Source organism: Pseudoalteromonas sp. NS-SX12 (assembly GCF_057367955.1).
The window spans coordinates 1,441,632-1,462,909 of the sequence record NZ_CM170635.1 but is presented as its reverse complement, the minus strand read 5'-3'; the positions used below and the strand labels follow the sequence as shown (position 1 = coordinate 1,462,909).

At 41.5% G+C, this 21,278-nt stretch carries 19 protein-coding genes; 11 read left to right on the top strand and 8 right to left on the bottom strand.

What is annotated here, in order from left to right; translation table 11 throughout:
• The first annotated feature begins 245 nt into the window (after positions 1-245).
• Both AC2IOM_RS20910 and AC2IOM_RS20905 read left to right on the top strand, forming a co-directional pair.
• Positions 246-581, top strand: coding sequence for a 5-carboxymethyl-2-hydroxymuconate Delta-isomerase (locus AC2IOM_RS20910; RefSeq protein ID WP_486360052.1), 336 nt, complete (start codon positions 246-248; stop codon positions 579-581).
• A gap of 268 nt (positions 582-849) precedes the next feature.
• Positions 850-1,245: an ExbD/TolR family protein gene (locus tag AC2IOM_RS20905; RefSeq protein ID WP_486360051.1), complete on the top strand. Its 396-nt coding sequence runs from the start codon at positions 850-852 to the stop codon at positions 1,243-1,245.
• Between the two features lie 64 nt (positions 1,246-1,309).
• Here AC2IOM_RS20905 and AC2IOM_RS20900 read toward each other — a convergent pair whose 3' ends face one another.
• Positions 1,310-2,080 (bottom strand): isocitrate lyase/PEP mutase family protein, encoded by a 771-nt coding sequence (locus tag AC2IOM_RS20900; protein WP_486360050.1) that lies wholly within the window; start codon positions 2,078-2,080, stop codon positions 1,310-1,312.
• A 125-nt stretch (positions 2,081-2,205) separates the two neighbouring features.
• Here AC2IOM_RS20900 and AC2IOM_RS20895 point away from each other — a divergent pair, with 125 nt between their 5' ends.
• On the top strand, positions 2,206-3,135 hold the full coding sequence (locus AC2IOM_RS20895; protein ID WP_486360049.1) for a LysR substrate-binding domain-containing protein: 930 nt from the start codon (positions 2,206-2,208) through the stop codon (positions 3,133-3,135).
• 18 nt (positions 3,136-3,153) lie between these two features.
• Here the strand turns inward: AC2IOM_RS20895 and AC2IOM_RS20890 are convergent, their stop codons facing one another.
• The 4 genes from AC2IOM_RS20890 to AC2IOM_RS20875 all read right to left on the bottom strand — a co-directional run bounded on the left by AC2IOM_RS20890 (position 3,154) and on the right by AC2IOM_RS20875 (position 6,539).
• Complete coding sequence (locus AC2IOM_RS20890) at positions 3,154-3,897, bottom strand: LytR/AlgR family response regulator transcription factor (protein ID WP_486360048.1); 744 nt, start codon at positions 3,895-3,897, stop codon at positions 3,154-3,156.
• Entirely contained in the window at positions 3,894-4,901 is a 1,008-nt protein-coding gene (locus AC2IOM_RS20885) for a sensor histidine kinase (RefSeq protein WP_486360047.1), read from the bottom strand. The genes AC2IOM_RS20890 and AC2IOM_RS20885 overlap by 4 nt, the downstream gene beginning before the upstream one ends.
• Before the next feature lie 16 nt (positions 4,902-4,917).
• Positions 4,918-5,655, bottom strand: a complete 738-nt coding sequence (locus AC2IOM_RS20880; RefSeq protein WP_010559453.1) for a hypothetical protein — start codon at positions 5,653-5,655, stop codon at positions 4,918-4,920.
• A 194-nt stretch (positions 5,656-5,849) separates the two neighbouring features.
• Positions 5,850-6,539 carry a hypothetical protein gene (locus tag AC2IOM_RS20875; RefSeq protein ID WP_486360046.1) on the bottom strand — a complete coding sequence of 230 codons (690 nt, stop codon included), beginning with the start codon at positions 6,537-6,539 and terminating at the stop codon, positions 5,850-5,852.
• A gap of 178 nt (positions 6,540-6,717) precedes the next feature.
• On the opposite strand from AC2IOM_RS20875, the gene AC2IOM_RS20870 reads away from it, so the two are divergent.
• Positions 6,718-7,461 (top strand): substrate-binding periplasmic protein, encoded by a 744-nt coding sequence (locus AC2IOM_RS20870; protein WP_054979329.1) that lies wholly within the window; start codon positions 6,718-6,720, stop codon positions 7,459-7,461.
• A gap of 22 nt (positions 7,462-7,483) precedes the next feature.
• On the opposite strand, the gene AC2IOM_RS20865 is transcribed toward AC2IOM_RS20870, so the two are convergent.
• On the bottom strand, positions 7,484-8,281 hold the full coding sequence (locus AC2IOM_RS20865) for an AraC family transcriptional regulator (RefSeq protein WP_486360045.1): 798 nt from the start codon (positions 8,279-8,281) through the stop codon (positions 7,484-7,486).
• A 120-nt stretch (positions 8,282-8,401) separates the two neighbouring features.
• On the opposite strand from AC2IOM_RS20865, the gene AC2IOM_RS20860 reads away from it, so the two are divergent.
• A complete protein-coding gene (locus AC2IOM_RS20860) occupies positions 8,402-9,580 on the top strand; it encodes an MFS transporter (protein ID WP_394224536.1) in 1,179 nt (392 codons plus the stop codon).
• Between the two features lie 231 nt (positions 9,581-9,811).
• On the top strand, positions 9,812-10,774 hold the full coding sequence (locus AC2IOM_RS20855) for a hypothetical protein (protein WP_486360044.1): 963 nt from the start codon (positions 9,812-9,814) through the stop codon (positions 10,772-10,774).
• Positions 10,775-10,820: 46 nt separating this feature from the next.
• On the opposite strand, the gene AC2IOM_RS20850 is transcribed toward AC2IOM_RS20855, so the two are convergent.
• Entirely contained in the window at positions 10,821-11,213 is a 393-nt protein-coding gene (locus AC2IOM_RS20850) for a MerC domain-containing protein (protein ID WP_486360043.1), read from the bottom strand.
• Between the two features lie 203 nt (positions 11,214-11,416).
• On the opposite strand from AC2IOM_RS20850, the gene AC2IOM_RS20845 reads away from it, so the two are divergent.
• Positions 11,417-12,925: a serine hydrolase domain-containing protein gene (locus tag AC2IOM_RS20845; protein ID WP_486360042.1), complete on the top strand. Its 1,509-nt coding sequence runs from the start codon at positions 11,417-11,419 to the stop codon at positions 12,923-12,925.
• Positions 12,926-12,979: 54 nt separating this feature from the next.
• Here AC2IOM_RS20845 and AC2IOM_RS20840 read toward each other — a convergent pair whose 3' ends face one another.
• A complete protein-coding gene (locus AC2IOM_RS20840; protein ID WP_486360041.1) occupies positions 12,980-14,011 on the bottom strand; it encodes a LacI family DNA-binding transcriptional regulator in 1,032 nt (343 codons plus the stop codon).
• Positions 14,012-14,196: 185 nt separating this feature from the next.
• Between AC2IOM_RS20840 and AC2IOM_RS20835 the strand changes: the two genes are divergently transcribed.
• Genes AC2IOM_RS20835 through AC2IOM_RS20820 form a run of 4 tightly spaced genes read left to right on the top strand, consistent with a single transcriptional unit; the run spans position 14,197 to position 21,273 of the window.
• Entirely contained in the window at positions 14,197-16,530 is a 2,334-nt protein-coding gene (locus AC2IOM_RS20835) for a GH92 family glycosyl hydrolase (protein WP_486360682.1), read from the top strand.
• A gap of 20 nt (positions 16,531-16,550) precedes the next feature.
• A complete protein-coding gene (locus AC2IOM_RS20830; RefSeq protein ID WP_486360040.1) occupies positions 16,551-19,076 on the top strand; it encodes a GH92 family glycosyl hydrolase in 2,526 nt (841 codons plus the stop codon).
• Entirely contained in the window at positions 19,076-20,284 is a 1,209-nt protein-coding gene (locus AC2IOM_RS20825) for a sugar MFS transporter (protein ID WP_486360039.1), read from the top strand. The genes AC2IOM_RS20830 and AC2IOM_RS20825 overlap by 1 nt, the downstream gene beginning before the upstream one ends.
• Positions 20,281-21,273, top strand: coding sequence for a carbohydrate kinase family protein (locus AC2IOM_RS20820; protein WP_486360038.1), 993 nt, complete (start codon positions 20,281-20,283; stop codon positions 21,271-21,273). The genes AC2IOM_RS20825 and AC2IOM_RS20820 overlap by 4 nt, the downstream gene beginning before the upstream one ends.
• Positions 21,274-21,278: the final 5 nt, after the last annotated feature.

Genomic DNA, 21,278 nt, shown 5'->3' with positions numbered 1-21,278 from the left:
AGCAGGTAAACCAACAATTTTTCTGGACTTAACTACCAAAAAGTCTCGGAAAGGGGCAACTGCCCTGAGATAGCCATTAAGTTTAAGGACGTTCTTAGAAACTTGAATGTTTCATTAATAAGCACCTAAGCTATTTGTGAATACTACTCGAAATGGCTGTGTTTGAGTCGAAACTCATCCTTTTTAACAAAAAAATACTGGCCCGATAGCTGGGCATTTTGCAAAATTAAATACAGGAGAATCTAATGCCACATTGTGTAATTGAGCATTCAGATAATATTGATGGAAATATGTTAATTGAAGCTGTTCATAAAGGGGCGTTAGCGTCTGAATTATTTGAACCGACGGGCAGCGATATCAAAGTGAGGGCGACTTCATTTTCAGAGTACAAAACTGGCGTTGTCGACCTTAAGTTTGTGCATGTGACACTTAAAATACTCTCAGGGCGCACGGTCGAACAAAAAACGATGCTATCTAATACCGTTTTAGATAAATTAAGCGGCCTTTCACTTACAAACTGCTCAATCTCAGTGGAAGTGCAAGATATTGACCGCGCTAGCTATGCAAAAGTAATTGTATAAGGCTTACTAGTTTTACAAGCGAAACTGTTAGCGTTTAGCCCATAAAACACGGCCGTCTCAGTTTCGCAACGTTAATACATCTCACCGCGTATCAGCTTTTCTAGCCATACCCTAGTTTTCCGACACCCTACCCGCTTACTAAGCTGTAACGAATAAGCATAAATAAAATGTAACCAAACATTAATATTAACAATGGGTTAAATAGCAGGTTACAACTCTTGCCTAGGCTTAAGTTGATGGAAAAATAACAATCAACGAGGAGTCTAACATGACCAAACACAAGGTAAATACGCATAACGCAGAAGTAGATATGAACCCAATGCTTGATATTGTGTTTATACTGCTTATCTTTTTTATTGTCACCACCAGCTTTAATCGGCCAACTGCGCTTGATTTAAACCGTATGAAAGAAAACAAACAAACGCTTACGCAAACAGCTACACCGCAATTTCATATCACCAAAGATAATCGGGTAATGCTAAATAATAAGCAAATTGACTCGCAATCAATTGCCATAAATCTGGCTCGGCTCGATGCCAATGGCGAGATTACCGCTATTTCAGTAACTGCCGATAAAGAAAGCATGCATAACACCTTAGTGCATTTATTAAATGAAATTAAAGGCTATACCTCAGCACCGGTATCACTGGGCAGCGCACTATAAAATTAAAAGGCTAACCGTATGGTTAGCCTTGTTTCACACAGCAAATATTACCCAAACGGTTAAATTAACCAAAAAGTGCTGTAAAGCGTTTTTGTTTGTTAATTGTTGATAAAAGTATCGATAAATTAGTTTGATGCTTCTCAAACATAAAATTTCCCATACTAATACGATTTACTCCTAGCTTCGCTAACGTATCAAAATCAGCTAGTTCTGGCATACACATCACATTTAACGGCAGTGATACACATTCACGTACTTTTGAAATCTCGTTAAGGTCAGTAATACACGGTACAAACAGCCCCGTTGCGCCAACTGCCTGATAGAGCTGCCCACGTTTAATGGTTTCTTGTAGTTTATCGTCGCACTCTAAAATATAGGTATCAGTGCGCACATTTATAAACACATCACAGTTATGTTGTTTTAATACCTGTTGAATGTGTGAAAGAAAACAGGCGAACTCATCTGCACTTTTGAGCACTCGGGTACCATTATTCACCTTGCTGTCTTCAATATTTATACCTACGACACCTAGGTTTACAAGTCGCATAATATTGGCTGCAACCGCTTCTGGATCATCGCTATAACCAGATTCTAAATCGACCGTCAGTGGTAAATCGGTATTTACTAAAATACGTTCAACAACCATTAGTAACGTTTCAAACGGTATGCTTTCGCCGTCGTCATAGCCAAATTGAGCGGCAACCGCAGCACTTGATGTACCAATAGCATTAAAACCAGCGTGTTTTGCTGCGAGCGCGCTAGGTACATCCCACACGTTAGCTATTAATACTGCTGTTTGACCAAAATGCAGTTGATTGAAGTGTGTATAAGTCATTATGTTTTCCTAACTAAATAAATGTTAGGCGTAGTGTGCGTAATGGAGTGTTACTAAACCAACGATATAAATCGACTTGTATTATAAGATAAACTTATAATACTAAAAAACGATAACCTAAAGTCATGTTTAAAAATCTGCCTAACCTAAAGTTATTACGTACGTTTGAAGCAGCTGCACGCCACCAAAGTTATGGCTTGGCGGCGCAAGAGTTATGCATTTCACAAGCCGCAGTTAGCCAACAAATGCGAATATTAGAGCAAGCTATAGGTATTACATTGTTTAACAGACAAAACAAAAACATGGTACTGACAAAACACGGTAAGCGCTTCTACACGGCCACATTTAACGCACTCAATACAGTGCAAACGGCACTTAATACACTTCGCGAAAACGACCTATTTGGTAGTTTAACCATTACTTCCACTGTGGCATTTACTAACTTATGGCTAATGCCTAGGCTTAGTAAATTTGCAAATTTATATCCCAACATTCAAATAAACGTGGTGCCATCACCTAATTTCGAAGACTTAGCTAACAGCGATATTGATTTAGCGATTCGATTTGGGCAAACAGTAGAGCAGCATACGCCTAAAAACTATCAATGCGAACAGTTTGGTGAGGATGAGGTGCTGCCAGTGTGTGCTGTGTCGCTTCAGCAACAACAGAGGTTTAGTAAAGCAAGCGACCTATTGAGCACTTGGCTTGTAAGTTTAGATAAACCCAACCCTTATGATTGGGCAAGGTGGTTTGAATCTCACGGTAATCTAGACTATCAAACTCATAATAAATGGACCTATGTGCCAAGTACCGATATGGCAATCAACGCTGTGCTAAACGGTCATGGATTTACCTTAGCAGCGGAGTACTTATGCAAAGAACTAATTGCACAGAACAAATTATGTGTGCCGATTAATATTGCGCACCCAAACACAGTAAAGCGCTATTTTGTTTACCCTACAGCGCTTAAAAGTAATCAACGACTTGCTGCATTTACAGCGTGGCTAAAAAGTGAAATGAGTTCAATGGATCACGACAACCCACCTGATACGTGAAATCCAATCTATGCGCCGTTAACTGGCTAGCCATTTTTTAAACTCGCTGGTGCGTGTTTTACTGGTGATCAGGGGTTCGTTAATGTGACTTACGTTTACCGCCAGCGTTTCTTTACCGTAATTTTCAAATGACGTAACAAAGTGAATATTCACAATATCACTGCGATTAAGCCGAAAAAAGTGATCGGGGTTAAGTTCGGCTTCAAGCTCGGTCATCGAATTGCCCGATAACAAATGGTGATTGCTCGCACTATCGTACGCCGAAAGTACGCCCGACGCGGCGCGAATGCACACCACATCTTCTACATTTAAAATGCTCACGGCATTGGCGTGTTTCAGTAAAAAACGCGATTTATAGCGTTTTTCACTTTGATTTTGAATTAGCTGCTTGGTTTGAGTTAAATTTGCTTTTAACGACTCATAATTTGTCATTGCGTTTGTAAAACGCTTATAAGTAAAGGGTTTTAATAAATACGCGATGCCTTGGTTATCGAAAGCCTCGGTCCAAAATGCGTTATATGAGGTCGTAAAAATAACGGGGCACGGTAAATCAATTTCTGCAAAGGCGTTAAATACCTGGCCATCGAGCAATTCAATATCAGAAAAAATCAGGTCAACTTCAGGTTCAGCCTGAAAAAACGCAATGACATCGGCGACCTTGTCGCATATTTTTAGCACATTGGCATTGGCATCAAAGCGCGTGATGTAATTAACCAGTTTTTCTGCCGCCAGCGGCTCATCTTCAATAATGACAATATTCATGCTACTTCAACTCCAAGAGGCAATGTGAGTGTAAAATGGTCGTCGCCTTCATTAACTAAAATTGATTGGTTAAAAATGGCTTGGCACTGGGCGTTTAAATGCGTCAAACCGATTTTGCTCGAGTGTGCTTTAAATTCTTTTAAGCGAAGCGGGTTTCTAATTACGATGCAATCGCTTTGAATATCTATTGTAATTTCAAGCGGGTTATCGCTACTTGCTGCGTTATGTTTTACCACATTTTCAATGGCAAGTTGCAGCGCACACGGAATAATTTCTAATGTATTTGTCCCCTCGCCTTGTGTCACATTGAGCGTGTAAGCACCATTAAAGCGCGTATTGATAAGTGCCATATAATGGTTAGCAAACGCCAATTCATGGCTAAGTGGCACTAAATTTTTTGACTTATGTTCAAGAATATAACGATAAATATCGCTGAACTGGGCTAAATATTCTTCTGCCTCATCGGGATCTTTCACAATTAACGCCGACAATACATTTAAGTTATTAAATAAAAAATGCGGGTCGATATGCTGTTGCAGAGTTTTTACTTGGCTATCGAGCAAGGCTTTGTCTTTTTTCGCCAAAATTAATTGCTGCCTTTGTAGTCGTGTTACCAACTCAAAAGCCAGCGAATAAGCGCCTACTAATGCATGTAACAAGGCATTCATACCAAGCGTTGCAACCATGTGCATGCTATCGACTTGCTGAATGCCAATGGCAATTTCAAGCGCTATAACAAGCGAAGTCACTACGGTACTAAACACTAAGTTACTGACAAAAAACACTTTAGTAATGTGCGCCGTTATTGAGCTGTTACCTTGTTTTACAAAGCGATAAACCCTAAGGGTTAGCCACTGGGCAATCACGCACTGCAAAAATATCCAAAATGGCGCATCTAAATGAATATTAAGGCTTTGCCCATTCGGGGTTGTTAATAGTGCTGCGTAAAGCACTATTAACAATGAAAATACAAATAGAACCAGATAATTAATTGCCTTTGGCACGTGCTTATTCCTATTATTATTGTTCGGCGGTTTCTGGAAGGCGCATAATAACCTTTCCATTGGCATCTAAAAACTCTAGTTTGGCTTCACCGTCTTTCGTTACAACCATTTGAATACGTTTTTTACCATCCGCATCATTTAATTGCAGGCGAGAATCACCATTTAACGTGCCGTAAAATGCGCGGCGTGCACCGAGTAATTTATTCTCAACCATGTAGTTTTCAATTTCATTCATGGTTTTTGTATCGCCCGCTTTTTGCGCTTCCATAAAGCGGTTGGTCATGTCAAAGTCCATTGCGCTGTCTGGTCTATCCATCACGGTTAAGCCGGTGATCATGTAATCATCCATTTCGATGTGTTGCATCATTAAAGTTTGATCTTGGTTGTAACGGTCAAATGACATGTGCAGACCGTGATTTACTTTGTCATTTACCTTTTCGCCGCGAAACACAAAGCCACCGTTTTCTGTCCCTTCATCGTTGTAGAAAATCATACCTGGGCGCGGTGAATTGTGTTTAAACACTTCTTTACCTTGCTTAATGGCACCTGGCGATTTATCTGAGTTAGCGAGTACCATGCGGTTATAACCATTTTTCTCTACAATGTTTAAGCGCTCGACACTAATTTCTTCAAATTCAGCTACCGTTGGCTTAGCAAGGCCAACATAGCCCGCCAGTGACACTAAGCCAATGCTAAGAGCTGCGTTAATTCGTTTTTGTACAGTTAGTTGTTTTTCTACGTTGTTGTTATTCATGTTGTTATCTCGTTGTTAGTCGTTATGAGCTGATAGGGTCTAGACTAACCACAAAAACTTCGCGTTTTAATGCAAAAACAACAAGTGGGGGGAAAATACGAATTAACAGGGGGAAAAATCAAATAAATGATTTTCCCACCCGTAAAAGCCGAAAATTGGCTGCGTTATAAGCGGAAATCAGCAGTTTAAAAGTGCTAGTTAATATAAATAATCAAGAATTCACAGTTTAGAATATGTTTTTTTGACAATTGTGTTGTGGGTTTATACACATCAGCGGGGCGCGGGCCTAAATGCGTTTGTTTTTCTTCCTTTGCCAACTTAAACGTTTGGCTTATTTCTTTAAAATCCACTGTAAGATGTTTATCTGCAAAAAACCATTGGCCGCTAAGTGTGTCGATTTTATCGCTGCCATCGCCTAATAGTTCATATTCTAAAACCGCTTGTCCGTCTTTGTTAAGCGCGAGTGTGCCGTCGGCAACATCGCAATATTGCGTGCGTAAATAAGGCGGTAAATCAACTTGCTCTTTACTGCCTGGTTTTCGCAAATAAAGCCCTAAATGTGCTTTGGAATAATAATGATTGCCTTCGCTAAAGCGAAATTCGCGCGATGTTTTATGGCCGTTCGCCAAAAGCCAATTATCAAGCAGCGCAATCACATCTGGCTGATTGTAGGTTGGGTTTAAGGCAAGCGATGCATCAGGAAACATCGCAGGCAGTGGAATATCGCTTAACACCACATCAATTTTTTGCTTTACGAGTTGCTCGCTCAGGCTACTTTTTAAGGCAGCAACTTCATTTTTAGAGTAGCCCTTTGTCACTAGGTGCAATTGTGTATTGGCACACGCAGTTAAAAATAAACACAATAAGAGCGTTAAATATTTCATATACATCCTTTTAATTACAAATGTAATCTTAACCCTAATAATTACACATGTAATCTTTTGCTTCAAACAATTATTTCCACTCTTGTGATTCAACGCAAAAAAGTAGTCATTTTTGATTTAAAGCAACCCATGCTTAAGGTAGGCTATTACTTTACGTTTAGTTGTTGTGACCGCCCTTATGCTCAAGTATGTTTGTTTAGCACTGGTTCTTTTTGCATGTGATTTGTTTTCATGTGACATTACCGTGCGAGTTGAGCAATATTCTGCACAATCACAGAAAGTTACGGGCCGCTGGCAAGGGCTCGATGTTGAACTCGCCGAGCTATTATTAAATGAAGCACACTGTGAATTCGATTTTGTCGATTTACCTTGGGCGCGCTCGCTTAAGCTGCTCGAAAATGGTGAAATTGATTTGATGATGTCGGTTACTAAAACCGACGAACGCGAGCAGTTTGCCTACTTTGTTGGTCCGCAACGTTTTGAAACTTTGGTATTTGTTAGCCCGCCCATGAGTGAAGAAATCACTCAAGTAACACAGCTTTTTTCACTAAATAACCCCGTTGCTATTCAAACAGGGTCGTTCTACGGTGAAGCCTTTATGAACACCTTGGCACAGTCTGAGCGAAATAAAGATAAAATTGTTTGGGTGACAAATAATCAAACCAAAGCCATTTTATTAAAATCGCAGCGTATTTCAGGATACCTTGAGGCCAAACTCAATATCATGTTTGAACAACAGCAAGGCACGGCAATGCCAAACTTGAAAATTCATCCGCTTATTGTAAACAAGGCAGCGGTTTATTTTGCGTTCAGCAAGCAGAGCGTTTCACCTGCGCTTGTTAGCAAACTAAAACACGCGTTTTTGGTGCTACAAAAAAGCGGGAAAATCGACGCTATTTTGGCTAAATACGGCGCTAAGTAATCACAAAAACCGAAAACCTAAATCAGCTTTTATTTACGTGATGTGATTTTACATAGGCATTTGGGGCGACGCCAAAATAATGTTTAAATGCGGTATTAAATGCCGACACCGATTCAAAGCCGAGTTGATGTGCAATATCTTGCTGACGATACCCTGCTTCTAATAACTCTACTGCTTTAAATGCTTTAAGCTTTTGTTTCCACTGTGAAAACCCCATATTCATTTGCTTATTGAACAAGCGACTGAGCGTACGGCTAGATGCACCCACCTTTTCACCCCACTGTTCAATGGTGAGTTTATTCCCAGGGTTAGCTAAAAGCTCACTAATAATTGGCATTAAACGTACATCCTCACTTAGTGGCATCACAAAGTTAGTTTCTTTGGCAAGTTCAATACGGTCAATAAACACATCGATAAAACGCTGAGTTTTATCATCTAATTGATAGTCATCTTGCCACGTGCAGATCTCTAAAATAAGCGCACGGAGTACACTATCGACTTCAATTGATTTGGCAGATGTGCCTAAGCGCTCGGTATACTTTTCATCAATATAAACACTGCGAAATTTGCCGCCGTAGCGACAAAAACTCTCATGTTCAAGCTCTGGTGGTAACCAAAGTGCTTGTTGGGGCGGAATAATAAATTTGCCCTCGGGGGTAAAAAGCGTGAGTACACCATTACTGGTGTAAGCAAGCTGCCCCCAAGTATGTTTATGGGTTTTTACATGCTCCCACGGCGGCATATTGGTGGCTCTTGGCAACACTGGCCTACCAAGGGTTTTCTTTTTAAAACGAGAAGGAGTTGAGCGCCACTGGTTCATTAACGAGCATTATAAGTTTGTCTGATTTTATAAATAGAATGTCATATATTCGATAACATGACAAAGCTTTACTGCTTTACACTTTTAGCGTTCTTATTCAAAACCGACAGGAGCGTCACTTTGCTTAACGCTATCAAATCTTATAAAGCCAGTCCCTTTAGCTTTTTAGCTATTGCCGGTGCGGTAATGGCATTTACCTTTTCAACGTGGAATGCGCTGTTAAATAACTTTGCAATAGAAGCCGCTAATTTTAACGGCGCGAACATAGGCATGTTGCAGTCACTTCGAGAAATACCGGGGTTTCTTGCCTTTACTGCAGTGTTTGTACTATTGGTATTAAAAGAGCAAACCTTTGCACTTATCTCTCTTGCACTTTTGGTAATCGGTGTAGCACTTACTGGGCTATTCCCCACCGTTTACGGCTTGTACGCCACAACCGTGCTGATGTCGATTGGCTTTCATTATTATGAGACGATTAATCAATCACTGAGTTTGCAGTGGTTTAGTAAAGACGAAGCGCCTGAAAAACTCGGTAAGTTACTGTCTATCAAATCAATTGCGTCACTGTGTGCGTTTGCCATTATTTGGTTCTTATTTACCTTTATGGCAACTTCATATCAATTTGTTTATTTGTTTGTTGGCGGCATTGGCTTACTTGCTACTCTTTGGCTTTGGTTATCTCACCCAGAGTTTCAACAACACACTTCGCAGCATAAAAAACTGATTTTAAGAAAAGAATACACCCTCTTCTATTTACTTACTTTTTTCTCAGGTGCAAGGCGTCAAATCTTTATGGTGTTTGCTGGGTTTTTAATGGTAGAAAAGTTTGGTTATGGCGTTGCTGAAATTTCAGCGCTTTATATGCTCAATCACTTACTAAATATATTTATTGCACCAAAAATTGGCAAAATGATCGGTAAGATTGGCGAACAGCGCGCCTTATCGATTGAGTATATTGGCCTAATCTTTGTGTTTATTGGCTATGCTATTGTCGAAAGTGCAACCGGCGCTGCCGTGTTATATGTGATTGACCATATCTTTTTTGCGATGGCAATTGCCATTAAAACCTACTTCCAGAAAATCGCTCGCCCTGAAGACATTGCGGCAACGGCTGGGGTAAGTTTCACCATCAACCATATTGCTGCAGTCATTATTCCGGCAAGTTTTGGTTTAGTGTGGCTTTACGATAATTCACTGGTCTTTTACTTTGGTGCTGTGCTTGCGTTTTGTTCATTAGTTCTTAGCCAATTTATCAATCCGCACTTGGCAAAACAGCGTTTAGTAAATAACCCAGCTTAACTAATAGGGCTATCTATTAGCCCTTTATTTATATTCATTATCGCAACACCATTTATTGCGTTAAACGCATCAATATTCAGCAATCAAACCGAATGAATTATAACCAGCTAGCACTTTATAACTAGAAAAGCCACCTAATGTATCAATTTGTAAACAGCAGGCATATTTGCCCTTTTAAACTGGTCTGAACACCATTATATTGCGCAAAAATTAATCACCCTGGATTTTATTATGACAACGTTAAAATCGATTTTTCTTGCGGTAATTTGCTTAAGTGCACATGGTGTTTTAGCAAAAAATACACACACTAAACAAAATAGCAGCCAGGGTTGGGCTTATGTAAATTATGTAGTAGATGCATCAGGTAATATCACCAACATTGATATTTTAGATCAGTCTGAATTTAGCGATGTATCTAAAAACCTAAGCAAACAAATCGAAAAACAATTACGTAAACAACCTGCATCTCATGTAAGTAACACCCTGTTTATTGCTGCAAATAAGTCATCAAACTTACATGCGAGTAAATCGTTTTATAACGCCTATGCGCAAATTGAACAAAGCATCGCAACAAGTTCTGTAGCTCAGCTTAAAACAGCAATTGCTAGCCAATTAAAGCCGCTAGTAAAAACAGACGCAGAGCAAGCCTTATATTACTGGGTCAAAAGCCGCGCCTTTCACAAACACCGTGCTTGGGCAGATTACGATACGGCAATGATGGGTGTGTTTAATACCGCACAAAACTTACCAGCAGAGCTTTCAGTTGCCGCGCTAAAAAGTGCTATTAACTGGTTTAACCGCGATCAGAATTACCAAATGGCAAGTTTTGCATTAAATAAACTAGAAACTATTTTAAAGCAAAATGCGATTAATACCGATGAGCTACATGAGCAATACGTTAGCGATATTCAAACCGGTATTGTTTCGAATAAAACTCAGGCGGCACAAAAGCAAATTGCCAGTGATGCGCCGTTTTTTAGAAAGGTGTTTTTATCTGAAGGTGAAATTACAGTTAACCAAGGCAAAGTGTCAAACGCACAGCTACGTTGCGATGACAAAGTAGAAGACTTAAGCACAGCAAATAACACTATCGCCTTTTCAACCAAAGGTTTAAAAAACTGCCATGTGCTGGTTAAAACCAATACCGCCGCTAATGTAACCTTAGTTCAAACAGGTAACATCAACTTAATTTAATGTAATTTCGCTAGCCCTAACACATGTTGGGGCTAAAAATTAAAGATCATTCATCATGTTCGTGAGCGCATGCTAGCTGTTTACACAAACGATAATTTTGAACATGCCCAATAATCACAAAGAGCGAGCCAACCAAGGTTAACCCTTTTTCAAAGAGCTCACCAAAATCATGGCCAAATAATACTGCAGCAATTAAGAGTAATAACCCACTTAAGCCCCAGCCTAATACACGCCATGCTTTATGTCGTCTGCAGCCTATAAATAACGCGCTGCAACTGGTTAGTAACACTGCCACAACCAGCATTTGATGAAACGCCTCGTCAGCAAGCGTTTGTAAACCAACTGAAGGGATAAGCACAATCCCAATTGGCAGTAATAAGCAGTGCACTATGCACAGTGACGAAATACTAATGGCTAATTTATCTAAACGTTGCTGCACAAACGGACTCTCACAACAAATAATGCAACAATATAACATCTCTATAATTGTTATCAATACAGATTATGAGTTCAGCCTAAAAATCGCAACAAGACACTTACACAAAGCAACAGATTCTCACAAAGCCTCACTAACACTTACAGAAAACAGTCGCTGCGCATTTTATAGTCTATTTGATGTTACTTTTTATCAAGGAATATAGAATGAAACACACGCTCTCTTTAATTACATTTACACTATTACTTGCTGGTTGCGGCGGCTCATCAAAAAAAGACGATGATGTGGTAATAACCCCGCCCTCAGCTTTAATGCAACAAGCAGAACAAGACCGCATCAACAATAATTCGGGTGCAATTTCAGTTGCTATTTACCATAAAGGCGAAGTCGTTTTTGCTGATGCCGTTGGCAATAAGCAGCCAAATAGTAATGAAAAAGCGGATAAAAATACCCTTTTTCAAATCGGTTCTACCACCAAAGTACTTACCAACATAGCCACACTTCAACTTGTTGAACAAAATCGTTTAACGCTAGACGACAAACTTGTTGATCGCCTGCCCAATATAAACTTTCCTATTGAACACACAGATTTGTGGCAAGCAATTGAGCTTGAATGGTTAATGACTCACAAGGGCGCATTTGAAGATGACTATGAAGGCATTAGTGAAGATTCAGATTTAATTTCGTTTATGCGAGATGAATACACCATTGATAACGGCTTGCACAACCAACCTGGTCTTTTCTACAACTATTCTAACCCTAATTATTCATATTTAGGTGCCGTTATCGCGCTAGAAAGTGGGCTTGATTATGCAGACTATGTTGAGCAAGAAGTGTTTACACCACTTGCTATGACACGCTCAACATTTTCAAATGAAAAAGTAAAAGCCGATGGTAATTTTGCGCTTAGTATTGATGACGGCAATGAGAAAATCAAAAAACATACCAGTATTGATGAATTACTTAGCTCAGAAGTAGTATTACCTGCAGGTGGCAATACCTGGTCAACGCCAACAGAGATGCTTAATTTAGCAAAGCTCTTACTTAAAGGTAATGAGAACGTGCTAACGCTCGCATCTTCACAAACACTTACCGACAAACACGTGTTAATACCCAATCCGCTGCCAATTCATTATGGCTATGGCATGTTTTTAAGCGATGGCTTTATGTACGACAACAAATGGTACTCAATTCGGCATTTCGAACACGGTGGCAATGCCAATGCATATACCAGCTTGTTTTATGTATTCCCAGAACATGACTTAGCCATTTCAGTGCTCAGCAGCGGTGAATCAGATAACTTATCAGGTACATTGATTGCGGCGCTTAAACATGTAAATGTGCTGCCAGAACCAGAGCCGTTTGAATTACCAGCCGTTAATACAGCACTGTTTGATAAATTTGCTGGTGAATACACCGTTTATGGTTTGGATTTAACCATTTCAAATGTTTCGGGCAAACTACAGGTATCCATGCCAGCGCTTGATACACAAGGGGTAAGCTACAGTGAAACACTTACGCCTGTCTCTGCCAATATGTTTGTTTTAACACTGAATGAGCAACAATTAGCGTTTAATTTTGTCTCAACTAATGAAGGGCAAAGCTATGACTATTTTGTCAGTCGACAAGCCGTTGCAACACGAAAATCGGTTAGCACCCGTGTTGAGCTAAATTCAAATAAGATACAGGTAAGCAAACTTCTTAAGAACAAATAATATGCATTAATCATCAGCCGAGACACTCTCGGCTGATGATTAACACGTTAAAGCTTAAGAGCTACGCTCAATTAAGCTAACAGGCACTTGTTTTAAACTGTCCGGCTCATCGCCTTTTAAAATTTCGCACACCGCTTTGGCAATATCGTCAGCGTCAATTTTTACTGTACTTAGTGGCACACTCATTAGTTTTGAATCGTCTAAATCATCAAAACCAATGACGCCAATATCACGTCCCGGTTTAATATTTTGCTCGGCTAAATATTCCATCACACCATAAGCCACAATATCGTTAAAACACATCACCGATTCAATTGAAGGCACTTTTTCTAAGCACATCGACATCGCCAATCGTCCGCCTTGGCGGTTAGTCGCACTATTAAACACCCAAGAGCTTACATCTTTGTGTTCATTAATGGCGTTGTTAAAACCCAATAATCGTTGATGATAATCCGAAATCGCATCATCCCCCCCAATAAACGCAATTTGCTTATGGCCGCGTTTTATTAGTGCTTTGGTGGCGGTGTAAACCCCCTTTTCATTGTCAGGAAGTACGCAGGGTATAGTGCTGCCGCTTACTTGACGCATAATGCTCACCACTTGGGTTTGCATAGTTTGCAGCTCTTCAAGCCACTGTGCTTCAGTATTCGGCGCAGGGCAGATAATAAAGGCTTTAACGCGATATTCTTTTAACTTGGCAACAATTTGCGTTTGCGTTTCAACATCTTCACTGGTGTTAACCAGCGTTGCCATTAGCCCCAGCTGGCGTATATGTTTTTCAAGCGCCACCGCCAATTTGGCCGAATAGGGGTTAGTTAAATCGTTAATAACAATTGCCACTAAGTCCGATGATTTACTGCGCATGGCAGCAGCATCTCGGTTATACACATAACCGGTTTCTTCAATCGCCTTTAGCACTTTGTCTTTTGCTTTCGCACTTGCTTTTTCACTACCGCGTAAAACTAACGATACAGTTGATTTGGACACCCCAGCAACGCGGGCAACATCATGAACTGTAACGGATTTTTTATCCTGTTGAGGGGACGCTTTTAGTGATTTATTTAATGAGGAGGTGTGATTTACCACTCAGCTTACCAGCTATAAATTTCGTTATTATGGCTTGTATTCTAACAAACTGATCAGTATATTCAAATTAAAATTGGAACGTTCCATTTTTGTTTTATTTCGGCATGAGGCACACAATGAAAACAATAAGCCAGCACTGGCAACGTACAAAAAACACCGCTTTTTCCCTGTTTGCAAGCGGTGCAATGATGCTGACAATCCCTGTTGTATCGGCAAATACCCAATATGTAGACCCCTTTATTGGCACTGGTGGTGACGGCCATACATTTCCAGGAGCCGTTGTACCATTTGGCATGGTGCAGTTAAGTCCTGATACCGATTCAGTGTTTCGCGGTATCGACCCTCAGCCCGAAATTTATAAACGCTGTGCGGGTTATCACTATGATGACACCACCATTGTTGGCTTTTCTCACACTCATTTTAGTGGCACAGGGCATTCTGATTTAGGTGATTTACTGATGATGCCTATTACAGGAGAGGTCAAATTAGACGCGGGCACAGCCAAAAACCCCGATGCAGGATACCGCTCGCGCTTTAGTCATCAAAACGAAAGTGCCAAACCTGGCTATTACCAAGTATTGCTTGAAGACTACAAGATTAATGCCGAACTAACCGCCACCACACGTGTAGGCATGCATAAATACACCTTTAAAGAGCACGACAAAGGCAGCGTATTACTCGATTTAACCCATGGTATTTATAACTTTAAAAACAAAGTAATTTGGAGTGATGTGCGCGTTATCAACGACCGCACTATCTTGGCTTACCGTGCAACCAATGGTTGGGCGAACAATCGTCAAATGTACTTTGCTATCGAGTTTTCAAAGCCCTTTAAAGACATTGAACTGATTAACCTCGATAACAGCCGTTATCGCTGTAATGGTTGTTTAAGTGAAGGAAGCGGTAAAAAGCCATCAACCATTGTTAATTACAAAATTCCAGAAGCCGCAGGCAAAGCCCTTAAAGTCGTTGCTGATTTTGATAATTTAAAAGGCAACCCGCTATTGGTTAAGGTGGGTATTTCTGCGGTGAGCAAGTCCAATGCCCTTGAAAATTTGAACAGTGAAATTCCCCATTGGAATTTCGATAAAGTGGTAAAGCAAGCCGACGATGTTTGGCATAAATCCCTCGATAAATTTGACATTGAAGGCTCACTTTCACAAAAACGTCAGTTTTTCACCTCGGTTTATCATGCGCTGCAAGCACCAAGTGTGTATCAAGACGTCAACGGCCAATACCGTGGTGTTGATGGTGAAATTCACCAAGCAAAAGATCACACCCATTACACCTTGTTTTCGCTTTGGGATACCTACCGTGCACTGCATCCGCTACTAACGTATGTCGAGCCAGACAAAGTATCTGACATGATTGCCTCGATGCTTGATCATTACCAGCAAAGCTATGACAAAATGCTGCCTATTTGGTCATTCCACGGCCACGAAACTTGGACCATGATCGGCTATCATGCGGTGTCGGTTATTGCTGATGCCTACCTAAAAGGGATTCGAGATTTTGATGTTGCCCTTGCTAAAGAAGCGATTTTAGCAACCGCAAACCACCCGCATTACGATGCCATTCCTGAATACAAACACTATGGCTATGTACCACTTGATGTACTGCCAGAATCAACCTCGATCACCCTTGAATACGCTTACGACGATTATGCCATTGGCCAGTTTTTAACAGCACTTGGCGAGAGTGAACTTGCGGCTGAATACTATGAGCGTGCCACGTATTATCAAAATGTCTTTGACCCAAGTGTTAAATTTATGCGCGGGCGCATGAAAGATGGTTCTTGGAACCCAGATTTTGACCCAGAAGAAGCGAAATACATGGGCGCATTTACCGAAGGTAACAGCTACCAATACAGCTTTTATGTGCCACAAGATGTGCACGGTTTAATTAACCTAAAAGGTGGCGACAAAGCCTTTATTGCACGCCTTGATGAGCTTTTTGAGACTGAGCTTGCCTATGAAAAAATCAAAGAGCATGAAGACATTGCGGGGTTAATTGGCCAATACGCTCATGGTAACGAGCCAAGCCATCATATTGCTTATTTATACAATTACGCGGGTGAGCCATGGCGTACACAGGCGCGCATTCGCCAAATTATGGATACCCTATCATCAGACAAACCTGATGGCCTTGCAGGGAATGACGACGTTGGGCAAATGTCGGCATGGTATATCTTCTCTGCGATGGGTTTTTACCCTGTTGCTCCGGGTGATTTAAGTTATGCACTCGGTGCACCACAACTACCAAAAATTACCTTAAAACTTGCCAATAAAAAGCAATTTACTGTACTTGCAAAGCACCTATCAGCAGATAACAAATTTGTCAGCCAAGTATCACTTAATGGCAAACCATTAAATCGCAGTTACATTACGCACGACGATATTATCTCAGGTGGCACCCTTGAGTTCACCATGTCTGCAAAACCAAACAAAACCTTTGGTAATGCGTTATCGTCGCGTCCACCGTCACTGAGTAATCCGAAAAATCCAAATACATTGCATTAAAATTTTAATAAGAAACAACTATGAAACAGATTCTCTCTCGTTCATTGATGCTATTAACCCCGCTGCTGGCGCTAAGCGCCTGTGGCACGCATCACGCTGATACCAGCAAAAGTGAAAACAGCGCCACAACACAAACTGATTATGTGCAAAACCCAGCGCAATTTGTGAACCCGTTTATTGGCACCAAAGGCCCATTTAACCATCGCCAAGCCGCAAACGTGGTTCCGGGTGCGGTTAAGCCGTTTGGTATGTTTAACTTTGGCCCTGAGCACGCGTATACCAAAGAGCTGATGGCTGAAAGTGAAGGCATTAGTAAACGTATCAACGAAGACAATGTGCGCATTCCCGTTTCGCCCGGTGGCTATAACTGGCAAGCAACGCGCTTAAAAGGCTTTTCGTTTACTCGTTTATCGGGCACCGGCTGTTTAGGTGCCTCAGGTGATGTACCAGTGCTACCTTTTAATCAAGCGATTAAACACTCCCCTGCCAGCGATAAAATTAACGCCTACTATGGCGCTAATTTTAGCCACGACGATGAAACGGCTCTTCCAGGTTATTACCAAGTAGGGCTAGATTCAGGAATAGATGTGCGTTTAACGGCTACCGACCGCACTGGTATTGCTGAATTTACTTTTGCGTCAAAAGAGCAGGCAAAACTCATTTTTAGAACGGCTTACTCGCAACTTGGCAGTGGCGATGCATTTACCAAAGTAGATGCCGCCAAAGGCGAAGTGTCAGGTTATGTCACAAGTGGTAACTTTTGTGGCTACCTTGGCGAATACAATCGCCGCGATTACTACACACTGCATTTTGTTGCCAAAATTGATGCGCCAATTACCGGTAGTGGCGCGTATGTCGATGACACAGTTTCGCCTAATGCGACCTCAAGTAAAGGCGGTATGGGTTATGGCGATACGGGCGTGCCAAAATGGGGCAAAGGCTCTGGCCTTTGGGTTGATTTAGACGTAAACGCTAACCAGCCTGTCACCATGCGCGTGGGCATTTCTTACGTAAGCCTTGAAAATGCCCGTGAAAACCTAGAAAAAGAGCAAGCAAGCCAAAGCTTTTCAAAAGTAAAAGACAACGCCTATGCCGCATGGAATGATGCCCTAGGTCGCGTAAAGGTAAAATCAAACGACAGCGATTTATTAACCACCTTTTACACGGCGCTCTTTCACAGCCAATTCCACCCTAATATCTTTAGTGATGTAAACGGTGAGTACCGCGGTTTTGATCAACAAGTTCACACAATTAGCGCTAACCAAACAGCGCAATATGCCAATTTTTCTGGCTGGGATGTCTATCGCTCACAGTTGCAGTTAATTAGCTTAACGCACCCAAATGTAGCAAGTGATATTGCCCAATCGCTGTTTAATCAAGCCAATCAGTTTAACGGCATTTGGGATAGATGGACGCACAACAATGGCCCAACAGGGGTAATGAGCGGTGATCCCTCAACCATTGCAATTGCCAACTTTAAAGCCTTTGGCGCTGATAAGTTTGATGTCGCAGGTGCTTATCAATCGCTTTATAAAGCAGCAACAGTGCCAACCGAATATGATTTATCAAATGTCGGCTGCCCGGTATTTTGTCGTGGTCAAAAACCATCACTCGATGAGTGGTTAAGCCTTAATTACTTATCCGATCAATCTAATTCGTGGGAAGGTGCCAGCGAAACACTCGAGCAAGTATCTGCTGACTTTGCGCTTTCGCAGCTGGCAGCTCGCCTTGGCAAAACTAAACACAGCCAAACACTGCTTGAACGTTCAAGCTACTGGAAAAACCTTTATAACCCGAAAGCCACAGAGCAGTTAGGTTATATTCAAGGGCGCAATCAAGACGGCAGCTGGAAAGACAAATTTGACCCATTTAGCGGCCACCTGTTTGTTGAAGGCAGCCCAGCACAGTATTTATGGATGCTACCTTTTGACGGTCAAGGCCTAAACGAATTACTGGGTGGCGATGAGGTGATGGCATCACGTTTAGATAACCACTTCCGTAAGCCCGATGGTAGCTGGGTGCTGTATCGCGATTCAGCCGAATATGCTGATGTTTCAAACCAGCCATCAATTGCTACTCCGTGGATGTATTTGTATACCGGTAAAGCCTACAAAACGCAGCAAACTGTGCGCGAAACCATGAAACAACTTTGGCATAACACGGTATCTGGTATTCCAGGGCAAGATGATTTAGGGCAAATGTCGTCATGGTATGTGTTCTCAGCACTTGGCATGTATCCGTTTTATCCAGGTCGCGCCGATATGGTGCTTTCAAGCCCAGCGTTTGAAAAAGCAAAAATTGGCAATATTACCGTAAGTGCACCAAACGCAAGCGCGGATCACATTTACATTGATACGCTAAAAGTAAATGGCCAACCGTCAATGCAAAGCTGGATTAACGAAAACCATGTAAACGCGCCACAGCACCTTGAATTTACCCTTAGCACTACGCCAAATAAAGCGTTTGGCCAAGCTGAAATGCATCGTCCACCGTCGTTTTCAACATCATCAACAGTTGCAACTAAGCTTGTTGGAGATAAACCGTAATGGCCAAGCAAATTAATCAAACCATGGCGTTTTACGCCATGACCAGCTTGTTTTTTATCTGGGGTTTTATTACCGCACTTAACGATATTTTAATCCCGTTTTTAAAAGCTGAGTTTTCGCTTAGTTATACTCAAGCCATGCTAGTGCAGTTTTGCTTTTTTGGCGCTTACTTTTTAGTATCACCGCTGGCGGGGCGCGTTGTTGCAAAGTTTGGCTATCGCAATGGTGTATTTATTGGCTTATCAACCCTTGCCCTTGGCTGTCTGCTGTTTATTCCGGCAGCCAGTATTAAAGAGTATGCGCTATTTTTAGCAGCACTATTTGTACTTGCAGGCGGTATTACCGTGCTGCAAGTATCGGCAAACCCTTATGTGAACTGTTTGGGTGAGGAAAAGCATGCTGCAAGTCGCTTAAATCTGGCACAAGCAATTAACTCCCTTGGTCATACTGCAGGGCCATTGTTTGGTACTTACTTTATTTTGTCGGCAACATCACAAAATGCAGGTGCCGAACAAGTACAACTACCGTATTTTTTAATCGCCCTTGCTGCGATAACCATAGCCTGCTCCTTTAAGTTTATTGAATTACCAAAACTTGATTTTGAAGAGCAAACTTCTGCTCAAGCTAAAGATTCGATTTGGCAACATAAGCACCTTGTTTTAGGCGCACTTGGCATCTTTTTGTATGTAGGTGCCGAAGTGTCGATTGGCGGCTTTTTAGTAAACTATTTTGAATCACCTGAAATCGGTGGCTTAACCACCGCACAGGCAGGTCATATGGTGGCCTATTATTGGGGTGGCGCGATGATTGGCCGCTTTATTGGCTCAGCGTTAATGCGCCAATTCTCGCCAAGTTATGTACTCGCCTTCAATGCCATTATGGCGGTTGTGCTGTTAATTGTTACGGTATTTAGCAGCGGCAAAATCGCGATGTGGAGCGTACTGGCTGTTGGCTTTTTTAACTCGATTATGTTCCCAACCATCTTTAGTTTAGCTATTCGCGGTTTAGGGCAACTTACTGCAAAAGGTTCGGGGCTACTGTGCCAAGCTATTGTAGGTGGTGCGGTGTTCCCGTTAATTCAAGCGGTTGTTGCCGATGCTTTTTCAGTGCAGCTTAGCTTTTTAGTGCCCGTATTTGCGTATCTGTATATTGTGTTTTTCGCCATTAGCCAGCACCGCGTTCGCGCTCAAAAGGAATTACCAGCATGAGCAAGGTGATCTGTTACGGTGAAGCCTTGATTGATTTTCTACAAATACATCAACAATCACAAGATGGCATTAGTTTATCGGATTACCGCCAGTATCCGGGCGGTGCACCGGCAAACGCAGCGGTTGCCCTTGCAAAACTCGGTGGTAAAGCGCATTTTGTTGGGCAAGTCGGTGATGATCAATTTGGCCATTTTTTAATAAACAGCCTTCGTCATTATGGTGTAAATACCGACTGTACGCTAATTCATAAAAGTGCCCCAACACCACTTGCGTTTGTGCATTTAGATGAGCACGGTGAACGCAGTTTTACCTTTATGCGAAAAGACACCGCAGATTTAAAACTGCGCCCAGATGAAATCAAATCACAGTGGTTTAAACAGACTTCGCTAGTTCATTTTTGCAGTAATACGCTCACTGAAAAAAACGCTGTAAACACCACAAAAACGGTACTAGAACACGCAAGCGCAAACAACTTAACCATCTGTTTTGATGTCAATTTACGCGCTAATTTATGGCCAAATTCAGCACTTGATGTCGCGCTTATTAATGAATTTGTTGAAAAATCAGATGTCGTTAAATTTGCCCACGAAGAGTTCAAACTGCTTTGTCAAAATAAGCCAGAAGATTATATAAACCGCTGCTTTAACGGCAATTGCGAGCTGCTACTTATCACAAATGGTGGTGATGACATTGAATACATAACCAAACATTGCCGAGGCAGTATTAGCCCAGCCAAAGCAGAAGTAATCGATACCACCGCAGGCGGTGACGGTTTTATAGGTGCAATTTTGTATTTATTAAGTGAGCGCATCACCCTAGACGCACTTTTAAACGATGAAAACGCACTTAAAAGCGCCATTGCATTTGCCAGTTGTGCCGGTGCGCTTGCCGTAAGTCGTCAAGGCGCATTCCCTGCACTGCCTTCGTTAAACGAGGTAGACACCCTTTTTAACCAGCAATTTAGCGCCCTCACCGGCGCATTTTTTTAGAGAAC